This window comes from Pseudomonas silensiensis, assembly GCF_050434865.1.
In the GTDB taxonomy this organism is placed as follows: Bacteria; Pseudomonadota; Gammaproteobacteria; order Pseudomonadales; family Pseudomonadaceae; genus Aquipseudomonas; species Aquipseudomonas fluorescens_W.
In genome coordinates this window covers 180,322-198,720 of record NZ_JBNDJH010000007.1, presented here as the reverse complement: position 1 = coordinate 198,720, position 18,399 = coordinate 180,322, and the positions used below count along the sequence as shown (strand labels likewise).

The window sequence follows — 18,399 nt, the reverse complement described above, 5'->3', positions numbered from 1 at the left end:
AGCGAGCTTGCTCGCGATGACGGAGCAACATTCAACATTGACGTCGACTGTCATACCGCTATCGCGAGCAAGCTCGCTCCCACAGGGGATCTTCGTTGTGTTTAGCCCCGGTTTTTTGACCGGGGCCCGCTACAAATTACAACTTGATCCAGGTCGCCTTCAGCTCGGTGTACTTGTCGAACGCATGCAGCGACTTGTCGCGACCGTTGCCGGACTGCTTGAAGCCACCGAACGGGGCCGTCATGTCGCCGCCGTCATACTGGTTGACCCATACGCTACCCGCGCGCAGTGCCTTGGCAGTCAGGTGGGCCTTGGAAATGTCCTTGGTCCACACCGCTGCGGCCAAGCCGTAAGGGGTGTCGTTGGCAATCGCAATGGCTTCTTCGGCGGTATCGAAAGTGAGCACCGACAACACCGGGCCGAAGATTTCTTCCTGGGCGATTTTCATCGCGTTGCTGACGCCGTCGAAAATCGTCGGCTCAACGTAGGTGCCACCGGTTTCCTGAAGAATGCGTTTGCCGCCCGCCACCAGCTTGGCGCCGTCGGTGTGGCCGGATTCGATGTAGGACAGCACGGTGTTCATCTGCTGGGTATCCACCAGTGCGCCGACGTTGGTCGCCGGGTCCAGCGGGTTGCCCGGTTTCCAGGTTTTGAGGGCCTCGATCACCAGCGGCAGGAATTTATCCTTGATCGAACGCTCCACCAGCAGGCGCGAGCCGGCGGTGCAGACTTCGCCCTGGTTGAAGGCGATGGCACCGGCAGCCGATTCCGCGGCAGCTTGCAGGTCCGGTGCATCGGCGAACACGATGTTCGGGCTCTTGCCGCCGGCTTCAAGCCAGACGCGCTTCATGTTCGATTCGCCGGAGTAGATCAGCAGTTGCTTGGCGATTTTGGTCGAACCGGTGAACACCAGGGTGTCCACATCATTGTGCAGGGCCAGGGCCTTGCCGACGGTGTGACCGTAACCTGGCAGGACGTTCAACACGCCTTTCGGAATGCCGGCCTCAACGGCCAGCGCAGCGATGCGGATGGCGGTCAGCGGGGATTTTTCGGATGGCTTGAGGATGACCGAGTTACCGGTGGACAGCGCCGGGCCGAGTTTCCAGCAGGCCATCATCAGCGGGAAGTTCCACGGCACGATGGCGCCGACTACGCCGACGGGTTCGCGGGTCACCAGACCCAACTGGTCATGGGGAGTCGCGGCCACTTCGTCGTAGATCTTGTCGATGGCTTCACCGCTCCAGCTCAGGGCTTGCGCCGCGCCTGGAACGTCGATGTACAGGGAGTCGCTGATCGGCTTGCCCATGTCCAGGGTTTCAAGCAGGGCCAGCTCTTCGGCGTGCTGTTTCAGCAGGCCGGCGAAACGGATCATGGTGGCTTTGCGCTTGGTCGGTGCCAGACGCGACCAGACGCCGGAATTGAAAGTGGCGCGGGCGTTTTCAACAGCGCGCTGGGCGTCGGCGGCGTCACAGCTGGCAATCTTGCCCAGCAGACGGCCATCGACCGGGCTGATGCACTCAAAGGTCTCGGCGGAGACAGCATCGGTGTATTCGCCATTGATGTAGGCGCGGCCTTCGATCTTCAGATCGAGAGCCCGTTGTTCCCAATCGGCACGAGTCAGGGTGGTCATACGAGTGTCCTCCTCTTGTTGAATACGAACGCTCCACGGTCTTCGCGGGCGCTGTCAGGAATTCTGCCCAGCCGGCCTGATTATTCGGCCCAAGGCAACCGTCACCCTAAACCAGTGGCCGGGGTTGTTTCAATATATTTGACACAAGGTCGGCAAACGGCCTTGCGGTGTTCATTTTAATAAACATAGACTTTGGACTTTCCAGCCATCGCGCCGCAATCACGGGGGATTACAAGAATGAGCATCCAGGACATCGTCGACTTCAGCCAGGCCACCACCCAGCCCGATCGTTACCGGCCAGACCCGGCGAAAGTCCTCAAGGGCGACCCTGAACAAGCAGTGTACAACCACTACAACAGTCCTTGCGGCCAGATGAGCGCAGGTGTGTGGGAAGGCGAAGTCGGCCAGTGGCATGTGAACTACACCGAGCACGAATACTGCGAAATCCTTCAGGGGGTTTCAGTGCTGCGCGACAACGATGGCAACGGCAAGACCTTGCGCGTAGGTGATCGCTTCGTGATCCCGGCCGGGTTCAGAGGCACCTGGGAGGTGCTGGAGCCGTGCCGCAAGATCTATGTGGTGTTTGAACAGAAAGCTTGAAACCTTTCTCGAGGCCACAAAAAAGGCCCGTATCTCGCGATACGGGCCTTTTTCGTAAGAGGGAAAAATCAATTACTTGATTTTGCCTTCTTTGTAGATCACGTGCTTGCGAACAACCGGATCAAATTTCTTGATCTCGATTTTGTCCGGAGTAGTGCGCTTGTTCTTGTCGGTAGTGTAGAAGTGACCAGTACCGGCGCTCGAAATCAAACGAATCAATTCACGCATGATTAGCTCCCTTAGATCTTGCCAGCTTTGCGGATTTCGGCCAGCACGACAGTGATGCCACGCTTGTCGATGATACGCATGCCTTTGGCAGATACGCGCAGACGCACGAAACGTTTCTCTTCTTCAACCCAGAAGCGGTGATGCTGCAGGTTCGGCAGGAAACGACGACGGGTTTTGTTGTTTGCGTGGGAAATGTTATTCCCAGTCACCGGACCCTTACCGGTAACTTGACATACTCTCGACATGCCTCAGCCCTCTAAAACCACATGCCCAACCCGGCATGGGTTGGCCGCTTAATCTCTCAGTCATTTGGCGCCAGGCGCCGCGTTTCTTTAGAGGTCTTACCGGCTACACCTACAGTGAAGGAACCGGGCCCCTAGAAAAGAGCGCTGCTTTATACCAGAAAGACTGAAGAGCAACAACATTCCGTGTGCGCTGAGTTGATAAAAACCCCATTTTTCAGGCTCCGAGCGCCTAAGACAAAGGCTGTCGTCGATGAAGACCGCTCGTCGCAGAAAATCGGCCGAGCCATCAATCCAGGGTTTTGCCAACCGCCCTACGCGGAAATCGATCGCACATAGTCCCCTTAAAATGAAAAAGGGGATAGTCATTTACAAAAGAGCCCACTAGGGTAAGCCTTTTCCAGACTGCACTTGCAGATGGGCCTTCGATCTGTAAAGGAATCCGACCATGCGCCTCGCTGCCCTACCGCTGCTGCTTGCCCCGCTTCTGCTGAGCCCATTGGCCCATGCCGCCGCCCTGAGCGTCTGCACCGAGGCCAGCCCGGAAGGGTTCGACGTGGTGCAATACAACTCGCTGACCACCACCAACGCCTCGGCCGACGTGCTGATGAACCGCCTGGTGGACTTCGACACGGCCAGCGGCAAAGTGGTCGCCAGCCTCGCGGACAGCTGGGAAGTCACGCCCGATGGCCTGACGTACGTGTTCAAGCTTCACCCACAGGTGAAATTCCACCGCACTGAATTTTTCAGCCCGACGCGCGAACTGACCGCCGAAGACGTTAAGTTCAGTTTCGACCGTATGCTCGACCCGGCACACCCTTGGCACAAAGTGGCCCAGAGCGGTTTCCCACATGCGCAATCGATGCAGTTACCGGCGCTGATCAAGAAGATCGATGCATTGGACCCGCTGACCATTCGCTTCACCCTCGACCACCCGGACTCGACCTTCCTCGCGACCTTGAGCATGGGTTTCGCCTCGATCTATTCGGCTGAATACGCCGACAAACTGCTGAAGGCCGGTACTCCGGAGAAACTCAACAACCAACCGATCGGCACCGGACCGTTCGTTTTCACTCGGTTCCAGAAAGACGCTTCGATCCGCTACAAGGCCAACCCGGACTACTTCCGCGGCAAGCCTTCGGTGGATCCGCTGATTTTCGCCATCACCCCAGACGCCAACGTGCGTTTGCAGAAGTTGCGTCGCAACGAGTGCCAGATCGCCCTGTCGCCCAAGCCTCTGGACGTACAGGCGGCGCTGAAAGAACCGACCCTGAAAGTGGAAAAGACTGACGCCTTCATGACCGCGTTCGTCGGCATCAACAGCCAGCATCCGCCGCTGGACAAGCCTGAAGTGCGCCAGGCGATCAACCTCGCGTTCGACAAGGCCAGCTACGTCAAAGCCGTGTTCGAAGACACCGCCGAACCTGCCAACGGTCCATATCCGCCGAACACCTGGAGCTATGCCAAAGGCCTGCCGGGCTATCCGCATGACGTCGAAAAAGCCAAAGCACTCATGGCGAAGGCCGGGCTCAAGGACGGTTTCCAGACCACTATCTGGACCCGACCTTCTGGTAGCCTGCTCAACCCGAACCCGAGCCTCAGCGCTCAAATGCTGCAATCGGACCTCGCGGAAATCGGCATTCAGGCCGAGATTCGGGTGATCGAATGGGGCGAACTGATTCGCCGCGCCAAGGCTGGTGAACACGACCTGTTGTTCATGGGCTGGGCCGGTGACAACGGCGACCCGGACAACTTCCTCACGCCGCAGTTTTCCTGCGCCGCGGTGAAATCCGGCACCAACTTCGCCCGCTACTGCAACCAGGACCTGGACAAACTGATCAGTGCCGGCAAGACCACCGGGGAGCAAGGTGTGCGCACCAAGCTCTACGAGCAGGCTCAGGCGCAGATCCAGCAACAGGCGCTGTGGCTGCCGCTGGCCCACCCGACCGCCTTCGCGCTGACGCGCAAGGACGTTGAGGGCTATGCCGTCAGCCCGTTCGGCCGTCAGGACTACTCCAAGGTCAACCTGAAGTAATCAGCCTCAGCATAAAACCCTGTGGGAGTGAGCCTGCTCGCGATGGCATTCTTTCAGTCACCGGTTAGGTTGACTGACACGACGCCATCGCGAGCAGGCTCACTCCTACAGGGGTTCACATCCATCCATACTCGGCCATGGACAGCGGATCGCCATCACCGATGATGAAATGGTCGAGTACCCGCACATCAATCAGATCCAGCGCCTCCTGCAGGCGCTTGGTCAGTGTTCGGTCGGCTTGACTGGGGTTGGTATTACCCGACGGATGGTTATGGCAGAGGATCAGCGCTGCGGCGTTGTGGGCCAACGCGCGCTTAACCACTTGTCTCGGATAGACACTGGTGCTGTCGATGGAGCCGCGAAACAGCACTTCAAAGGTCAGCACTTGATGCTTGGAATCCAAAAACAGACAGCCGAACACCTCGTGAGGCTCGTGGCGCAACATTGACTTCAGGTAATCACGAACCGCCTGCGGATTTTCCAGTGCCGATTTTTGGCGCGCACGTTCGGCCAAATGCCGCCGGCTCATTTCCTGGACCGCTTGCAACTGAGCGAATTTCGCCGGCCCGAGCCCCAACTGCCTGCTGAAGTCTGCTTGATCGGCCTCGAGCAGTGAGCGCAGGCTGCCAAACTGACTCAACAGGTGTCGCGCCAGATCTACCGCGCTTTTACCCGACACGCCCGTTCGTAAAAAAATCGCCAGCAGTTCGGCGTCTGAAAGGCTCCCCGAGCCCAACTCAAGCAACCTCTCCCGCGGCCGTTCCGCCGCTGGCCAATCGCGAATACTCATAGCACCTCCCTGGTCTGTGGGCGCCGCTGTTCCGTAGCGGTCGCTGTGATATCTTAGCCCATCTTTTTTGCGGGCGATTTCATCCCTGGGGAGGGGGTATCGCCATGCAGTCATCAACGAAATGAAAGGCAGACCTATGCAGCGGCTGTATCGGAAACGCATCGTTCTGGGCGTCGGCGGCGGCATTGCTGCCTACAAGAGCGCCGACCTGGTTCGCCGCCTGATCGACCAGGGCGCCGAAGTGCGCGTGGTCATGACCCGTGGCGGCAGCGAGTTCATCACGCCGTTGACCATGCAGGCCTTGTCCGGCCACCCGGTCCACCTCGACCTGCTGGACCCCGCGGCCGAAGCCGCCATGGGCCACATCGAACTGGCCAAATGGGCCGACCTGGTGCTGATCGCCCCCGCCACCGCGGACCTCATTGCCCGCCTGGCCCAAGGCATTGCCGATGACCTGCTGACCACGCTGGTGCTGGCCACCGACGCCGTGGTCGCCGTAGCCCCGGCGATGAACCAGGCCATGTGGCGCGACCCGGCGACCCAGGCCAACCTGCAAACCCTCGAAAGTCGCGGCATCAAAGCCTTCGGCCCGGCCTCCGGCAGTCAGGCTTGCGGCGACGTCGGCATGGGTCGCATGCTCGAAGCCACCGATCTCGCCCAGTGCGCGGCAGACTGCTTCCAGCGTCAGGCGCTGACCGGCAAACACGTGCTGATCACCGCAGGCCCGACCCAGGAAAACATCGACCCGGTGCGTTACATCACCAACCACAGTTCCGGGAAAATGGGCTTTGCCCTGGCCGAAGCCGCGGTGGAAGCCGGCGCCCGTGTAACCCTGATCACCGGCCCGGTGCACCTGCCGACCCCGGATCGCGTCACCCGCATCGACGTGGTCAGCGCCCGTGACATGCTCGCCGCTTGTGAAGCCGCGATCCCTTGCGACCTGTTCATCGCCTCGGCAGCGGTCGCGGATTACCGTCCGGAAGTCGTCGCCCCACAGAAACTCAAGAAAGACCCTACGAACGGCGACGGCTTGTTGCTACAGATGGTGCGTAACCCGGACATCCTGGCCACCATCGCCACGCGCCCTGACCGTCCGTTCAGTGTCGGTTTCGCCGCCGAAACCGAACACTTGCTCGATTACGCTGCCCGCAAGTTGAAAGACAAGAACCTCGATTTGATCGTCGCCAACGACGTCGCCAACCCGAGCATTGGCTTCAACAGCGAAGAAAACGCCTGCAGCGTGATCGACCGCCAGCTACACGCCACACTTTTCGCTCAGACCAGCAAGAGCAAGATTGCTCGCCAGCTGATCACTTTTATCGCCGAACGTCTGAACCAGGTTTAATTTACATGCACACTTTGCAAGCCAAGATCCTCGACCCTCGCATCGGTACCGATTTCCCGCTGCCGCAGTACGCCACGCCAGGCTCCGCCGGCCTCGACCTGCGCGCCATGCTGGAAAAAGACACCGTCATCAAGCCGGGCGAAACCGTGCTGATCCCAACGGGCCTGTCCGTTTACATTGGTGATCCGGGCCTCGCGGCGCTGATTCTGCCGCGCTCGGGCCTGGGCCATAAGCACGGCATCGTGCTCGGCAACCTGGTCGGTTTGATTGACTCCGATTACCAGGGTCCGCTGATGGTTTCCTGCTGGAACCGCGGCCAGACCGATTTCAACATGGTCGTTGGCGAGCGTTTGGCCCAGCTGGTTTTGGTGCCGGTGGTTCAAGCGCACTTCGAGATGGTAGAAGAGTTCGTTGAAACCGAACGCGGCACTGGCGGTTTCGGGCATTCCGGTAGCCATTGATCGAAAAACTGACGACCTTGTGATGAGGGAGCAAGCTCTCTCACCACAAATTGCACAGACGTCATCTGGAAGGTTTATCACTGAAAATCAAGGCATCGGGCGTTCCATTACACGCTGATGTCGGGGTCATGGCCTTTTCACACCACGAACTCTCAGTGGAAAAAGCCGTCATACCCTTCAGTTTGAACCTGCCGACGAGTTATTCGCAGCAGGTCCTGCCACCCTTCGAGATGGAGCATTTCCAGTAATGAGCACCCCAGCCCAAGTCGCACCCAAGTTCCCCGACAGCATCTTCCGCGCCTACGATATTCGCGGCACCGTCCCGGAATTCTTGAACGCTGAAACCGCTTATTGGCTCGGTCGCGCCATCGGCTCCCAGAGCCTGGCCCAGGATGAACCGAACGTTTCCGTCGGCCGTGACGGTCGCCTGTCCGGTCCGGAACTGGTCGAACAACTGATCAAAGGCCTTGCCGACAGCGGTTGCCACGTCAGCGACGTTGGCCTGGTGCCAACGCCTGCGCTGTACTACGCCGCCAACGTCCTGGCCGGCAAATCCGGTGTAATGCTCACCGGCAGCCACAACCCGTCGAACTACAACGGCTTCAAGATCGTCATCGCTGGTGACACCCTGGCCAACGAACAGATCCAGGCCCTGCACGAACGCCTCAAGACCAACAACCTGAGCAGCGGCAAGGGCAGCGTCACCCAAGTCGAAATCCTCGACCGCTACAACACCGAAATCGTTCAGGACATCAAACTGGCCCGTCGCCTCAAAGTCGTCGTCGACTGCGGCAACGGCGCGGCCGGTGTGATCGCCCCGCAACTGATCGAAGCCCTGAACTGCGAAGTCATCCCGCTGTTCTGCGACGTCGATGGCAACTTCCCGAACCACCATCCGGATCCGGGCAAGCCTGAAAACCTCGTGGACCTGATCGCCAAGGTCAAGGAAACCAACGCTGACCTCGGCCTGGCCTTCGATGGCGACGGCGACCGCGTCGGCGTGGTGACCAACACCGGCAGCATCGTCTACCCGGACCGCCTGCTGATGCTGTTCGCCCGTGACGTACTGGCGCGCAACGCTGACGCGGAAATCATCTTCGATGTCAAATGCACCCGTCGCCTGACGCCGCTGATCAAGGAATACGGCGGCCGTCCGCTCATGTGGAAGACCGGTCACTCGTTGATCAAAAAGAAAATGAAACAAACCGGCGCCCTGTTGGCCGGCGAAATGAGTGGGCACATCTTCTTCAAGGAACGCTGGTTCGGTTTCGACGACGGCATTTACAGCGCCGCGCGCCTGCTGGAGATCCTCAGCAAAGAAAAATCCACCGCGGAAGAGCTGTTTGCGACCTTCCCGAACGATATTTCTACGCCGGAAATCAATATCCATGTGACCGAAGAGAGCAAATTCAGCATCATTGATGCATTGCACGACGCGAAGTGGGGCGAAGGCGCCGACCTGACCACCATCGACGGCGTGCGAGTCGACTACGCCAAAGGCTGGGGCCTGGTGCGCGCATCCAACACCACACCGGTGCTGGTGTTGCGCTTCGAGGCCGATGACGAGGCGGAATTGCAGCGCATCAAGGACGTATTCAAAGTCCAGCTGAAGCGTGTTGCACCTGATCTCCAATTACCGTTCTGATTTTACGAAGCACCCGGAGCCCTGAATGACCCTCGAACGCGAAGCCGCCGCCAACACCGCCAAGGTCCTGTCCGAAGCGCTGCCTTACATTCGCCGCTATGTCGGCAAGACGCTGGTGATCAAATACGGCGGCAACGCGATGGAAAGCGAGGAGCTGAAAACCGGCTTCGCCCGTGACATCGTGCTGATGAAAGCCGTCGGCATTAACCCGGTGGTGGTTCACGGCGGCGGCCCGCAAATCGGCGACCTGCTCAAGCGTCTGTCGATCGAGAGCCACTTCATCGATGGCATGCGCGTGACTGATGCGCAGACCATGGACGTGGTGGAAATGGTCCTCGGCGGCCAGGTGAACAAGGACATCGTCAACCTGATCAACCGTCATGGCGGCAGCGCCATCGGCCTGACCGGTAAAGACGCCGAGCTGATTCGTGCGAAGAAGCTCACCGTGACCCGCCAGACGCCGGAGATGACTCAACCGGAAATCATCGACATCGGCCAAGTGGGCGAAGTAGTCGGCATCAACACCGACCTGCTGAACCTGCTGGTCAAAGGTGACTTCATCCCGGTGATCGCGCCAATCGGTGTCGGCGCCAACGGCGAGTCGTACAACATCAACGCTGACCTGGTGGCCGGTAAAGTCGCCGAAGCGCTGAAAGCTGAAAAGCTGATGCTGCTGACCAACATCGCCGGCCTGATGGACAAGTCGGGCACGGTTCTCACCGGCCTGACCACCCAACAGGTCGATGAGTTGATCGCCGACGGCACCATCTACGGCGGCATGCTGCCGAAGATCCGTTGCGCGCTGGAAGCCGTGCAAGGTGGCGTGGGCAGCTCGTTGATCATCGATGGCCGGGTGCCGAATGCGATTCTTCTGGAAATCTTCACCGACACCGGTGTGGGTACCTTGATCAGCAATCGCAAGCGTCACTGATTCAAGAACGTCAAAAGATCGCACCCTTCTGCGGCACCTACGGATGTACGAATATTCCGTAGGAGCTGACGAAGTCTGCGATCTTTTTTATGCGCGCAGGAAATGCCTGACCTGATTAAGCGAAACGTCCGACATCCCGCCAGCATTAGTCCGCATAGGATCTTCCCTGTATCCACAGGAGAACGACCCCATGCAAAAAGTTTACGCACCTTACGGCAGCGACGTTTCCGCAGGCACCTACGAATGCGCCGATTGCGGCTACGAATATTCCAACCAATCGAAAAAATCCTTGCCGCCCTGCCCGCAACGCCTGGATTCATTGCACCTGCAAAACGGCTGGAAAATCCTCAGCGGCCAAGGAGACGCAGCGGACGACCCTTATCCGAATTCCGATAAGTGATCACGGGAGACTCAGTCATGCAGATCTCGTTCACGATCGACGCCCAGGCTTTCGAGCAGGAGCAGAAGGAGCCGGTCAAAAAGACCCTGAAGATTTCCGACAGCGAAATCGCTCATGCCTTACAGCGTATCGCCAAGGCGAGCCTGACCGAATACTTGAAAATGCTGGTTGAAGGCGGCATGCCGAGTCGGGCCGATGAAGCGAAACAGGACCGCTTGCTGTATCTGATTCAAAGCTACTTCGGGCAGACATTGCCGACCGAGTCTCAGATATCGACGATTTTTCAGCTGACCCAGAGCCAAAGCAAAACCCTGCTGAAAAATACGGTTTCGCGCTTTCGCAATCAGCTGGACGATATTCTGCAACACAGCATGCGAGCCGTGATCGAGTCTGCGGAGCATGCGCAGACGGTGTATCTGGTGGTGATCAGTTCGGACGTCATTCGTGATGAGCTGAACATGCTGATCACACAGAACGAACCGACCTTCAAACCCATCACAAAACGTAAAGGCAGCGCCGGGCAGTTCGAGATTAGCGAGGATTCTCACCACTTGCTCTGCGCAACGCTGGGGATCAATGCCGTTCAGTGACATCGTGGCGGTCAGTGGATTGCTGCTGACCTTGACCACCTTCATGTTCAACCTGGCGTGGCCGAGGCTGCATGAAGCGCTGGAACTGGATGAAAACCAACCTGGCCCGCTCGCCAGAAAACGCTGCCGGAAAAAGGTAATGAACGTTTTGTTCGCCTGCGCCCTCCCTCTGACCAGCGCCTTCCTGGCGCTGTTTTACGTCAACTTGCCTGCCGCTGTGAAAATCATGGGCAGCAGCACACTGGATCTTTGGGACTTTGACGTGGATCGCACGCTTTATGTATTCGTTGTCTTGGCCTTGCTGGTGTTTGCGCTATTCAATGTATGGCTCGCTGTGCGGCTCATCGATAAATGGCGGAAGCTGGGCTAGCAGCACATCAATTTTTCATATTTCAATATTTACCCTACTTTCAACAATCGCTGAAATCATCATTTTGGATGAAAACTCTCGACAGTTTTCACCCAAATGGTTATTTTCAGCATTCGTTGAAAAGGGTTAAATCAATGAAAGAGCTCGAAATGCACTCAAGAGACGCGCTACGAAACCTCCTGAGTAAAGTACCGATCCTCGAGATTAAAAGCCTGACATCTGCCCCGCTTGCAAAAGTCTGGACTCCCGACTTCATTGTCGAGGTAAACACATCCGGGAAATTGCACTCTCTGGTCTGCGAGGTGAAGGCCAGTGGCCAGCCCAGATTCATAAACGCAGCCATACTTCAGCTTCGCGACTACGTGAACGAGCAGAACGCCGAGGCCACGCCTATCGTGATAGCACCTTATCTTTCACCCGCTGCCAGACAAGCGTGCCGGGAAAAAGGTGTGGGGTATCTGGACCTGGAGGGCAATTCCTGGATTTCATTCGATGGTGTATTCATTGACCGCCAGGTTGCTGACAGGCCGCCTTCAGAGAACAGGGAGCTGAAGTCTCTCTTCAAACCAAAATCAGCTCAGATCATTCGTATGATGCTTCGAGAACCGGGCCGAGCCTGGCGGGTGATGGAACTTTCCGAAGCTGCCGGAGCGAGTCTTGGTCAAGTCAGCAATGTCCGCACAGCGCTGCTGAATCGAGAATGGGCAAGAGCAACAAACGAGGGGGTATGTCTATCCGATCCTCAAGCCCTTTTGGATGCATGGGTCGAAACATACGAGCTTCCATCAGGGGAACGTAAAAAGTTCTACACCACCTTACATGGCAGCGCATTGGAAAATGCGGCGCGAAACGCTATCGGAGAAAGTAGCAACGGACACGCGCTTTTCTCCTCATTTTCTGCCGCTCAATGGCTCGCTCCCTATGCTCGAGTCAGCACGAATTACTTTTATACGGACATTCAAGGTCTAGAGAAATTGATCAAAGCATTACAGTTGGTTCCCGCATCAAAGGGAGAAAACGTAGTGATCACTTTACCCAAGGACGAAGGACTTCTACTGGATACCGTTGAAGCCGCGCCGGGCGCCATATGCACCAGTCCAGTTCAGACATATCTGGATCTATCGGTTGCAGGAGAGCGCGGAAAGGAAGCCGCCGAGTATCTACGAAAGGAAAAATTGACATGGCCCCGTTAGTACCTCAAGAGCCTCAATCCGCTTCAGATTATGACGACAGAACGACGACAGCAGTGAAGGCGGTATTGATCGAAATGGGTCAAATTCTTGGTTCCTTCAGAGGCAAATTTGCAGTGATCGGTGGAGCAGTGCCGTGGCTTCTGCTTGCGAATGACGATATGCAACATGTTGGTACCCTTGATGTCGATTTGAGCCTGGACGCAGAGGCACTCGGTGATGGCGAGTACGCGACATTGATCGAAGCACTGATGGGCAATGGGTACGAGCAAAGAGGAGAACTTCGGAGATTCCAACTAGTTCGCCAGGTTCCCGTGCAGGACGGTGGCGCTGCGATAGATGTGATCGTGGATTTCTTGATGCCGCGCGACGCTGAAATCATCCAAAACAAGCCACCCATTCTCAACGACTTTGCAGTTCAACGCGCCGACGGCGCCGACTTGGCCATGCGTTTCTATCAGATGGTTGCAATTGAAGGCCCCATGCCTACGGGCGGCAAAAATCGCGTCGAGGTCGCTGTGTGCTCGATCCCCGCACTGCTTGCGATGAAGGGATATGCCCTGAACGGAAGGCATAAACAGAAGGACGCATACGACATCTACTACTGCGTTCGCAATTATCCCGGTGGCATAGAAGCGCTTGCAGAAGAGTGTCGACCAGTACTTGAAACGGGAAGTGGCGAACAGGGTTTTCAGTTCATTTGCGAAAAGTTTGATATCGCCGAGGGCTACGGCCCGACCTCAGTAAGACGTTTCGTCGAAGACAGCCAAATCCTAGGAGATCGCACACCGGATCAGTGGCAACAGGACGCATTCGGGCAGATTGATGCCTTATTGCGCGCCTTACACCTACGGGAGTAACAGATCCCCTGATACCTATTTCAGGACGAGACAGCACTAACAAAAAGGCCCTGTTCTCACAGGGCCTTTTCGTTAAACGCCGAACTGTGCGCGGTAAGCTTCAACCGCTGGCAGGTGTTGCTTGAGCTGCGGATCGTCCGCCAGGAATTCGAGCACCTGGTTCAGCGAGACAATGCTGATCACCGGAATACCGAAGTCACGCTCCACTTCCTGGATCGCCGACAACTCGCCGTTGCCACGCTCCTGACGGTTCAGGGCGATCAGCACGCCCGCAGCCTTCGCACCGTCCTGGGAAGCGATGATCTGCATCACCTCGCGGATGGCAGTGCCAGCGGTGATCACGTCGTCGATGATCAGCACGTCGCCAGTCAACGGTGCGCCGACCAGACTGCCGCCTTCGCCGTGAGCCTTGGCTTCCTTGCGGTTGAAGCACCATGGCAAATCACGGTCATGATGTTCGGCCAGGGCCACTGCGGTGGTCGCCGCCAAAGGGATGCCTTTGTAGGCTGGACCGAACAAAACGTCGAACGAAATACCGCTCTCGACGATGGCTGCCGCGTAGAAACGACCCAGCTGCGCCAGGGCCGAACCCGAGTTGAACAGGCCGGCATTAAAGAAGTAAGGACTGGTGCGCCCGGACTTCAGGGTGAACTCGCCGAAGCGCAAAACGCCGCGATCGATGGCAAAACGAATGAAATCGCGCTGATACGCTTGCATGAAAAAAACCCCAAATACCACGGATTTAGCTAATTAGGTTGACGCCGTGTATCATACACGCACGCGATTTTTGGGGCCATTTATGCGGATCATCAGTGTGAACGTCAATGGTATTCAGGCTGCAGTGGAGCGAGGGTTGCTCAGTTGGCTGCAAGCACAGAATGCCGACGTCATCTGCCTGCAGGACACCCGCGCCTCCGCCTTTGAACTGGACGATCCAGCCTTCCAACTGGATGGCTACTTCCTTTATGCCTGCGAAGCCGAAGTTCCCGCCCAAGGTGGCGTGGCTTTGTATTCGCGGCTGCAACCGAAGGCAGTCATCAGCGGTCTCGGCTTCGAGACAGCCGACCGCTACGGGCGCTACCTGCAAGCCGATTTCGATAAGGTCAGCATCGCGACCTTGCTGCTCCCTTCGGGGCAGAACGGCGATGAAGACTTGAACCAGAAGTTCAAGCTAATGGACGATTTCGCCCGTTATCTGGATAAACAGCGACGCAAACGTCGCGAGTACATTTATTGTGGCTCGCTGTACGTGGCGCAACAGAAGCTGGATATCAAGAACTGGCGTGACAGCCAGCAATCCCCGGGCTTCCTGGCACCTGAACGTGCCTGGATGGACGAGATTGTCGGCAACATGGGCTATGTCGATGCCCTGCGCGAAGTCAGCCGTGAAGGTGACCAGTACAGCTGGTGGCCGGATAACGAACAGGCTGAAATGCTCAACCTCGGTTGGCGTTTCGACTATCAGCTGCTGACTCCGGGCCTGCGTCGCTTTGTACGTAGCGCACGCTTGCCGCGTCAGCCACGGTTCTCGCAACATGCACCACTGATCGTGGATTACGACTGGACGCTGACCATCTAAGCGTCTTTTCGCACACACAAAAAAGCCGACATCAACTGTCGGCTTTTTTGTGGGTGATGATTTTTGGCTTTTTGTAGGAGTGAGCCTGCTCGCAATAGCGGTAGACCTGTCACATTGATGTTGAATGTGGAGGCCTCATCGCGAGCAGGCTCACTCCTACCGGGTTTTGTGTACGGCTTATTTGATCAACCGCCAAGTGAACGGATACCGGTAAGGCACCCCTTCATTGGCCTTCACGCCGGCAATGATCGTCAGCACCAGCGCACCGATCGCCAACAGACCGAACAGGAAGAACCCGACGATCACCACCATCAACAGCAAGCAGATGGCGGAGGCAATGGCGACGGTGATCTGAAAGTTCAACGCCTCCTTGCCCTGCGCATCGATGAACGGGTCCATCTCGCGCTTCATCTGCCAGAGAATCAGCGGGCCGATCAGCGTGCCGAACGGAATCCAGATCCCCAGCAAGGCGGACAGGTGACAAAACATTGCCCACTGCCGAACCTCTTTGCTCGGTGTGGGAAGCAGCTGTTGCTCGTCACTCATAACGCCCTCCTTGCCTGGATCAGTCCGATCAGTCGGCCAGTGCCGCCTTTTGCAGTTCGAAGATTTCAGTCATGCCTTTCTTCGCCAATTCAAGCATAGCGTTCAGTTCTTCCGGCTGGAACGGAGCGCCTTCGGCAGTGCCCTGGACTTCGATGAAGCCGCCAGTGCTGGTCATCACCACGTTCAGGTCAGTCTCGGCAGCCGAGTCTTCCAGGTAGTCGAGGTCGAGTACCGGCTCGCCCTGGTACATACCCACCGATACGGCAGCAATCATTTGTTTCAGCGGGTCGCCGCCTTTCAGGCCGCCGCGCTTCTTGATCACTTTCAAGGCATCGACCAGTGCAACCATGGCGCCAGTGATGGACGCGGTGCGGGTGCCGCCGTCAGCCTGGATCACGTCGCAGTCGACGTACAGGGTAACGTCGCCCAGCTTGGACATGTCCAGCGAAGCGCGCAGGGAACGGCCGATCAGGCGCTGGATTTCCAGGGTGCGGCCGCCTTGTTTGCCGCGGCTCGCTTCACGCTGGTTACGCTCGCCAGTGGCGCGCGGCAGCATGCCGTATTCGGCGGTCAACCAGCCTTGGCCCTGACCTTTGAGGAAACGCGGTACGCCGTTCTCGACGCTGACGGTGCAGATGACTTTGGTATCACCGAACTCGACCAGTACAGATCCCTCGGCGTGTTTGGTGTAGTTGCGGGTTATGCGGATCGAGCGGAGCTGATCGGCAGCGCGACCACTTGGACGTTTCATAGGGAATACCTGTACGGGGGACGGAAATCTGCGGAGCATTATAGAGCCGCAGGGCCACGAGTGGGCACTTCTAAAAAATCCCCCGACGACTGAAGGCCCTGAACAGCGCTTTGCCGACGACCTGCAGCCCTTTGTCACACCGTGTGTTTGGGCGCATTCGCCCCACTGCGCTACAATCCTGCGCCTTTGCTGCCTCTGGGCTTAAATTCATATAGATCAGGCCTGCGAAACCTTTGGTAACGCATGAACCTGCATTGCGAGGTACCTCCATGGTGCACAGCATGACCGCCTTTGCCCGCGTCGAAAAAGCCGGCGCCCAAGGCACCCTGAGCTGGGAACTGCGCTCGGTCAACAGCCGCTACCTGGAGCCGCACCTGCGTCTGCCGGAGTCCTTTCGCGACCTCGAAGGCGCGGTCCGCGAAGCACTGCGCCAGGGAATCTCCCGGGGCAAGCTCGAATGCACCCTGCGCTTCACCGAAGAAAATACCGACAAACCACTGCAAGTGGACCGCGAGCGCGCGGCTCAATTGGTCGCCGCCGCCGAGTCTATCGCCAGCCTGATTAAAAATCCGGCCGCGCTGAACCCGCTGGAAGTCCTGGCCTGGCCCGGCGTGCTGGTGGGCGATGCGACCGACCCGCAAGCCTTGAATGCAGAAGCACTGGCGCTGTTCAACGAAGGCCTGAAAGAACTCAAGGCCGGCCGCGAGCGCGAAGGCGCGGAGCTGGCGCGGTTGATCAACGATCGCCTGACCTCCATTGAAGAAGACGTGGTGACCCTGCGTGAGCTGGTCCCGCAGATGCTCGCCACCCAGCGCCAGAAAGTGCTCGACCGCTTTGCCGACATGAAGGCCGAGATGGACCCGCAGCGGCTGGAGCAGGAAATGGTCATGCTCGCGCAAAAGAGCGACGTCGCCGAAGAACTGGATCGCCTGAGCACTCACATCATCGAAGTTCGCCGGGTGCTCAAATCCGGTGGCGCTGCCGGTCGGCGCCTGGACTTCCTGATGCAAGAGCTCAACCGCGAAGCCAACACACTGGGCTCCAAAGCCTTCGACCCGCGCAGCACCCAAGCGGCGGTCAACCTCAAAGTGTTGATCGAGCAGATGCGCGAACAAGTGCAGAATATTGAGTAAGGCAACCCTGACATGACCCACAGCACCGGCACCCTGTACATCATTTCCGCACCTTCGGGCGCGGGCAAGAGCAGCCTGGTCAAGGCCCTGACCGACGCTGATCAGGAGATCCGCGTCTCCGTCTCCCACACCACCCGCGCCATGCGCCCCGGTGAAGTGAACGGCGTGAACTATCACTTCGTCGAACGCAGCGAGTTCGTGAAGATGATCGAGCATGGGGATTTTCTCGAGCGCGCCGAAGTGTTCGGCAATCTCTATGGCACTTCGCAAAGCCACCTGCAGCAGACCCTGGACGAAGGCCACGACCTGATTCTAGAAATCGACTGGCAGGGCGCCGAGCAAGTGCGCAAGTTGATGCCCCAGGCCCGTTCGATCTTCATTCTGCCGCCGTCCCTTCAAGCCTTGCACCAGCGCCTGACCAATCGCGGCCAGGACAGTGACGAGATCATCGATGGCCGGATGCGCGAAGCCGTCAGCGAGATGAGTCACTACGTCGACTATGATTACCTGATCATCAACGACGATTTCGCCCACGCACTGCGCGATTTGCAGGCGATTTTCCGTGCCAATCAGCTGCATCAGAAGCGCCAGCAGCAGCGTAACGGAAAACTTTTGGCCGAATTGCTCGGCTAAACAGCTCTTCCCAAAACCGTTGCAAGGGCTTTACATTGGCACTTGCAGCGCGTTGAAGGGCTTGGTCAAAAAATCAGCGCTTCCCTAATCGCTGGTGATTTTTTAAACTGTTGAGTCCGCTCGCCCAACCGGGCAGCGCGCATATTGCATTCGCTCCGAGGAATACCATGGCCCGCGTAACCGTTGAAGATTGCCTAAACCACGTGGAAAACCGCTTTGAGCTGGTCATGCTGTCTACCAAGCGTGCCCGTCAACTGGCCACCGGCGGCAAAGAGCCACTGGTTCAGTGGGAAAACGACAAGCCTACCGTTGTAGCCTTGCGTGAAATCGCTGAAGGCCTGATGAGCTACGAGTTCATCGCCAACGCTGAAATCGTCGAAGACGAACCGCTGTTCGCAGCGTTCGAGGACGAGTCCAACGAGGCAGTCTAAGCCATGCCT

Annotated in this window: 21 protein-coding genes and 1 pseudogene; 15 read left to right on the top strand and 7 right to left on the bottom strand. The window is 57.7% G+C overall.

Going from position 1 to position 18,399, the window contains the following annotated elements; genetic code table 11:
- Positions 1 to 136: 136 nt before the first annotated feature.
- Positions 137 to 1,630, bottom strand: a complete 1,494-nt coding sequence (locus QF010_RS12945) for an aldehyde dehydrogenase (RefSeq protein ID WP_033059373.1) — start codon at positions 1,628 to 1,630, stop codon at positions 137 to 139.
- Between the two features lie 237 nt (positions 1,631 to 1,867).
- Between QF010_RS12945 and QF010_RS12940 the strand changes: the two genes are divergently transcribed.
- Positions 1,868 to 2,230: a cupin domain-containing protein gene (locus QF010_RS12940; RefSeq protein WP_033059370.1), complete on the top strand. Its 363-nt coding sequence runs from the start codon at positions 1,868 to 1,870 to the stop codon at positions 2,228 to 2,230.
- A gap of 72 nt (positions 2,231 to 2,302) precedes the next feature.
- Here QF010_RS12940 and rpmG read toward each other — a convergent pair whose 3' ends face one another.
- Together rpmG and rpmB are read right to left on the bottom strand one after the other, a co-directional pair.
- Complete coding sequence (gene rpmG / locus QF010_RS12935; protein ID WP_007894709.1) at positions 2,303 to 2,458, bottom strand: 50S ribosomal protein L33; 156 nt, start codon at positions 2,456 to 2,458, stop codon at positions 2,303 to 2,305.
- An 11-nt stretch (positions 2,459 to 2,469) separates the two neighbouring features.
- A complete protein-coding gene (gene rpmB / locus QF010_RS12930) occupies positions 2,470 to 2,703 on the bottom strand; it encodes a 50S ribosomal protein L28 (protein WP_007894701.1) in 234 nt (77 codons plus the stop codon).
- A 445-nt stretch (positions 2,704 to 3,148) separates the two neighbouring features.
- On the opposite strand from rpmB, the gene QF010_RS12925 reads away from it, so the two are divergent.
- Positions 3,149 to 4,735, top strand: a complete 1,587-nt coding sequence (locus tag QF010_RS12925) for an ABC transporter substrate-binding protein (RefSeq protein WP_429533244.1) — start codon at positions 3,149 to 3,151, stop codon at positions 4,733 to 4,735.
- Positions 4,736 to 4,850: 115 nt separating this feature from the next.
- Here QF010_RS12925 and radC read toward each other — a convergent pair whose 3' ends face one another.
- Positions 4,851 to 5,525 carry a RadC family protein gene (gene radC, locus QF010_RS12920; protein WP_429533243.1) on the bottom strand — a complete coding sequence of 225 codons (675 nt, stop codon included), beginning with the start codon at positions 5,523 to 5,525 and terminating at the stop codon, positions 4,851 to 4,853.
- Positions 5,526 to 5,661: 136 nt separating this feature from the next.
- On the opposite strand from radC, the gene coaBC reads away from it, so the two are divergent.
- The 9 genes and pseudogenes from coaBC to QF010_RS12875 all read left to right on the top strand — a co-directional run bounded on the left by coaBC (position 5,662) and on the right by QF010_RS12875 (position 13,317).
- The gene (coaBC, locus tag QF010_RS12915) at positions 5,662 to 6,870 is read left to right on the top strand and encodes a bifunctional phosphopantothenoylcysteine decarboxylase/phosphopantothenate--cysteine ligase CoaBC (RefSeq protein ID WP_429511577.1); all 1,209 of its coding nucleotides are present in this window, start codon (positions 5,662 to 5,664) and stop codon (positions 6,868 to 6,870) included.
- Positions 6,871 to 6,875: 5 nt separating this feature from the next.
- Positions 6,876 to 7,331: a dUTP diphosphatase gene (gene dut, locus QF010_RS12910; RefSeq protein ID WP_033059363.1), complete on the top strand. Its 456-nt coding sequence runs from the start codon at positions 6,876 to 6,878 to the stop codon at positions 7,329 to 7,331.
- Between the two features lie 241 nt (positions 7,332 to 7,572).
- Positions 7,573 to 8,976: pseudogene (locus tag QF010_RS12905) on the top strand (phosphomannomutase/phosphoglucomutase); the annotation flags it as partial.
- Positions 8,977 to 9,001: 25 nt separating this feature from the next.
- Positions 9,002 to 9,907 carry an acetylglutamate kinase gene (gene argB, locus QF010_RS12900; protein ID WP_010465204.1) on the top strand — a complete coding sequence of 302 codons (906 nt, stop codon included), beginning with the start codon at positions 9,002 to 9,004 and terminating at the stop codon, positions 9,905 to 9,907.
- A gap of 190 nt (positions 9,908 to 10,097) precedes the next feature.
- The gene (locus QF010_RS12895) at positions 10,098 to 10,307 is read left to right on the top strand and encodes a hypothetical protein (protein WP_033059358.1); all 210 of its coding nucleotides are present in this window, start codon (positions 10,098 to 10,100) and stop codon (positions 10,305 to 10,307) included.
- A gap of 17 nt (positions 10,308 to 10,324) precedes the next feature.
- Positions 10,325 to 10,897, top strand: a complete 573-nt coding sequence (locus tag QF010_RS12890) for a hypothetical protein (RefSeq protein WP_429533242.1) — start codon at positions 10,325 to 10,327, stop codon at positions 10,895 to 10,897.
- A complete protein-coding gene (locus tag QF010_RS12885) occupies positions 10,884 to 11,267 on the top strand; it encodes a hypothetical protein (protein WP_429533241.1) in 384 nt (127 codons plus the stop codon). The genes QF010_RS12890 and QF010_RS12885 overlap by 14 nt, the downstream gene beginning before the upstream one ends.
- Positions 11,249 to 12,460 carry a type IV toxin-antitoxin system AbiEi family antitoxin gene (locus QF010_RS12880; RefSeq protein WP_231670554.1) on the top strand — a complete coding sequence of 404 codons (1,212 nt, stop codon included), beginning with the start codon at positions 11,249 to 11,251 and terminating at the stop codon, positions 12,458 to 12,460. The genes QF010_RS12885 and QF010_RS12880 overlap by 19 nt, the downstream gene beginning before the upstream one ends.
- Complete coding sequence (locus tag QF010_RS12875; RefSeq protein WP_429511574.1) at positions 12,448 to 13,317, top strand: hypothetical protein; 870 nt, start codon at positions 12,448 to 12,450, stop codon at positions 13,315 to 13,317. The genes QF010_RS12880 and QF010_RS12875 overlap by 13 nt, the downstream gene beginning before the upstream one ends.
- Positions 13,318 to 13,389: 72 nt before the next feature.
- Here QF010_RS12875 and pyrE read toward each other — a convergent pair whose 3' ends face one another.
- Positions 13,390 to 14,034, bottom strand: coding sequence for an orotate phosphoribosyltransferase (gene pyrE / locus QF010_RS12870; protein WP_007934609.1), 645 nt, complete (start codon positions 14,032 to 14,034; stop codon positions 13,390 to 13,392).
- Between the two features lie 82 nt (positions 14,035 to 14,116).
- Between pyrE and QF010_RS12865 the strand changes: the two genes are divergently transcribed.
- Positions 14,117 to 14,896 carry a catabolite repression control protein Crc gene (locus QF010_RS12865; protein ID WP_007934608.1) on the top strand — a complete coding sequence of 260 codons (780 nt, stop codon included), beginning with the start codon at positions 14,117 to 14,119 and terminating at the stop codon, positions 14,894 to 14,896.
- 177 nt (positions 14,897 to 15,073) lie between these two features.
- Here the strand turns inward: QF010_RS12865 and QF010_RS12860 are convergent, their stop codons facing one another.
- Together QF010_RS12860 and rph are read right to left on the bottom strand one after the other, a co-directional pair.
- Positions 15,074 to 15,442 carry a DUF4870 domain-containing protein gene (locus tag QF010_RS12860; RefSeq protein WP_046053852.1) on the bottom strand — a complete coding sequence of 123 codons (369 nt, stop codon included), beginning with the start codon at positions 15,440 to 15,442 and terminating at the stop codon, positions 15,074 to 15,076.
- A 28-nt stretch (positions 15,443 to 15,470) separates the two neighbouring features.
- A complete protein-coding gene (rph, locus tag QF010_RS12855) occupies positions 15,471 to 16,193 on the bottom strand; it encodes a ribonuclease PH (protein ID WP_010465211.1) in 723 nt (240 codons plus the stop codon).
- Positions 16,194 to 16,462: 269 nt separating this feature from the next.
- Between rph and QF010_RS12850 the strand changes: the two genes are divergently transcribed.
- The 3 genes from QF010_RS12850 to rpoZ all read left to right on the top strand — a co-directional run bounded on the left by QF010_RS12850 (position 16,463) and on the right by rpoZ (position 18,390).
- Positions 16,463 to 17,326, top strand: a complete 864-nt coding sequence (locus tag QF010_RS12850; protein WP_429511572.1) for a YicC/YloC family endoribonuclease — start codon at positions 16,463 to 16,465, stop codon at positions 17,324 to 17,326.
- A gap of 12 nt (positions 17,327 to 17,338) precedes the next feature.
- Complete coding sequence (gene gmk, locus QF010_RS12845; protein WP_033059345.1) at positions 17,339 to 17,959, top strand: guanylate kinase; 621 nt, start codon at positions 17,339 to 17,341, stop codon at positions 17,957 to 17,959.
- Positions 17,960 to 18,126: 167 nt separating this feature from the next.
- Positions 18,127 to 18,390: a DNA-directed RNA polymerase subunit omega gene (rpoZ, locus tag QF010_RS12840; RefSeq protein ID WP_007894670.1), complete on the top strand. Its 264-nt coding sequence runs from the start codon at positions 18,127 to 18,129 to the stop codon at positions 18,388 to 18,390.
- Positions 18,391 to 18,399: the final 9 nt, after the last annotated feature.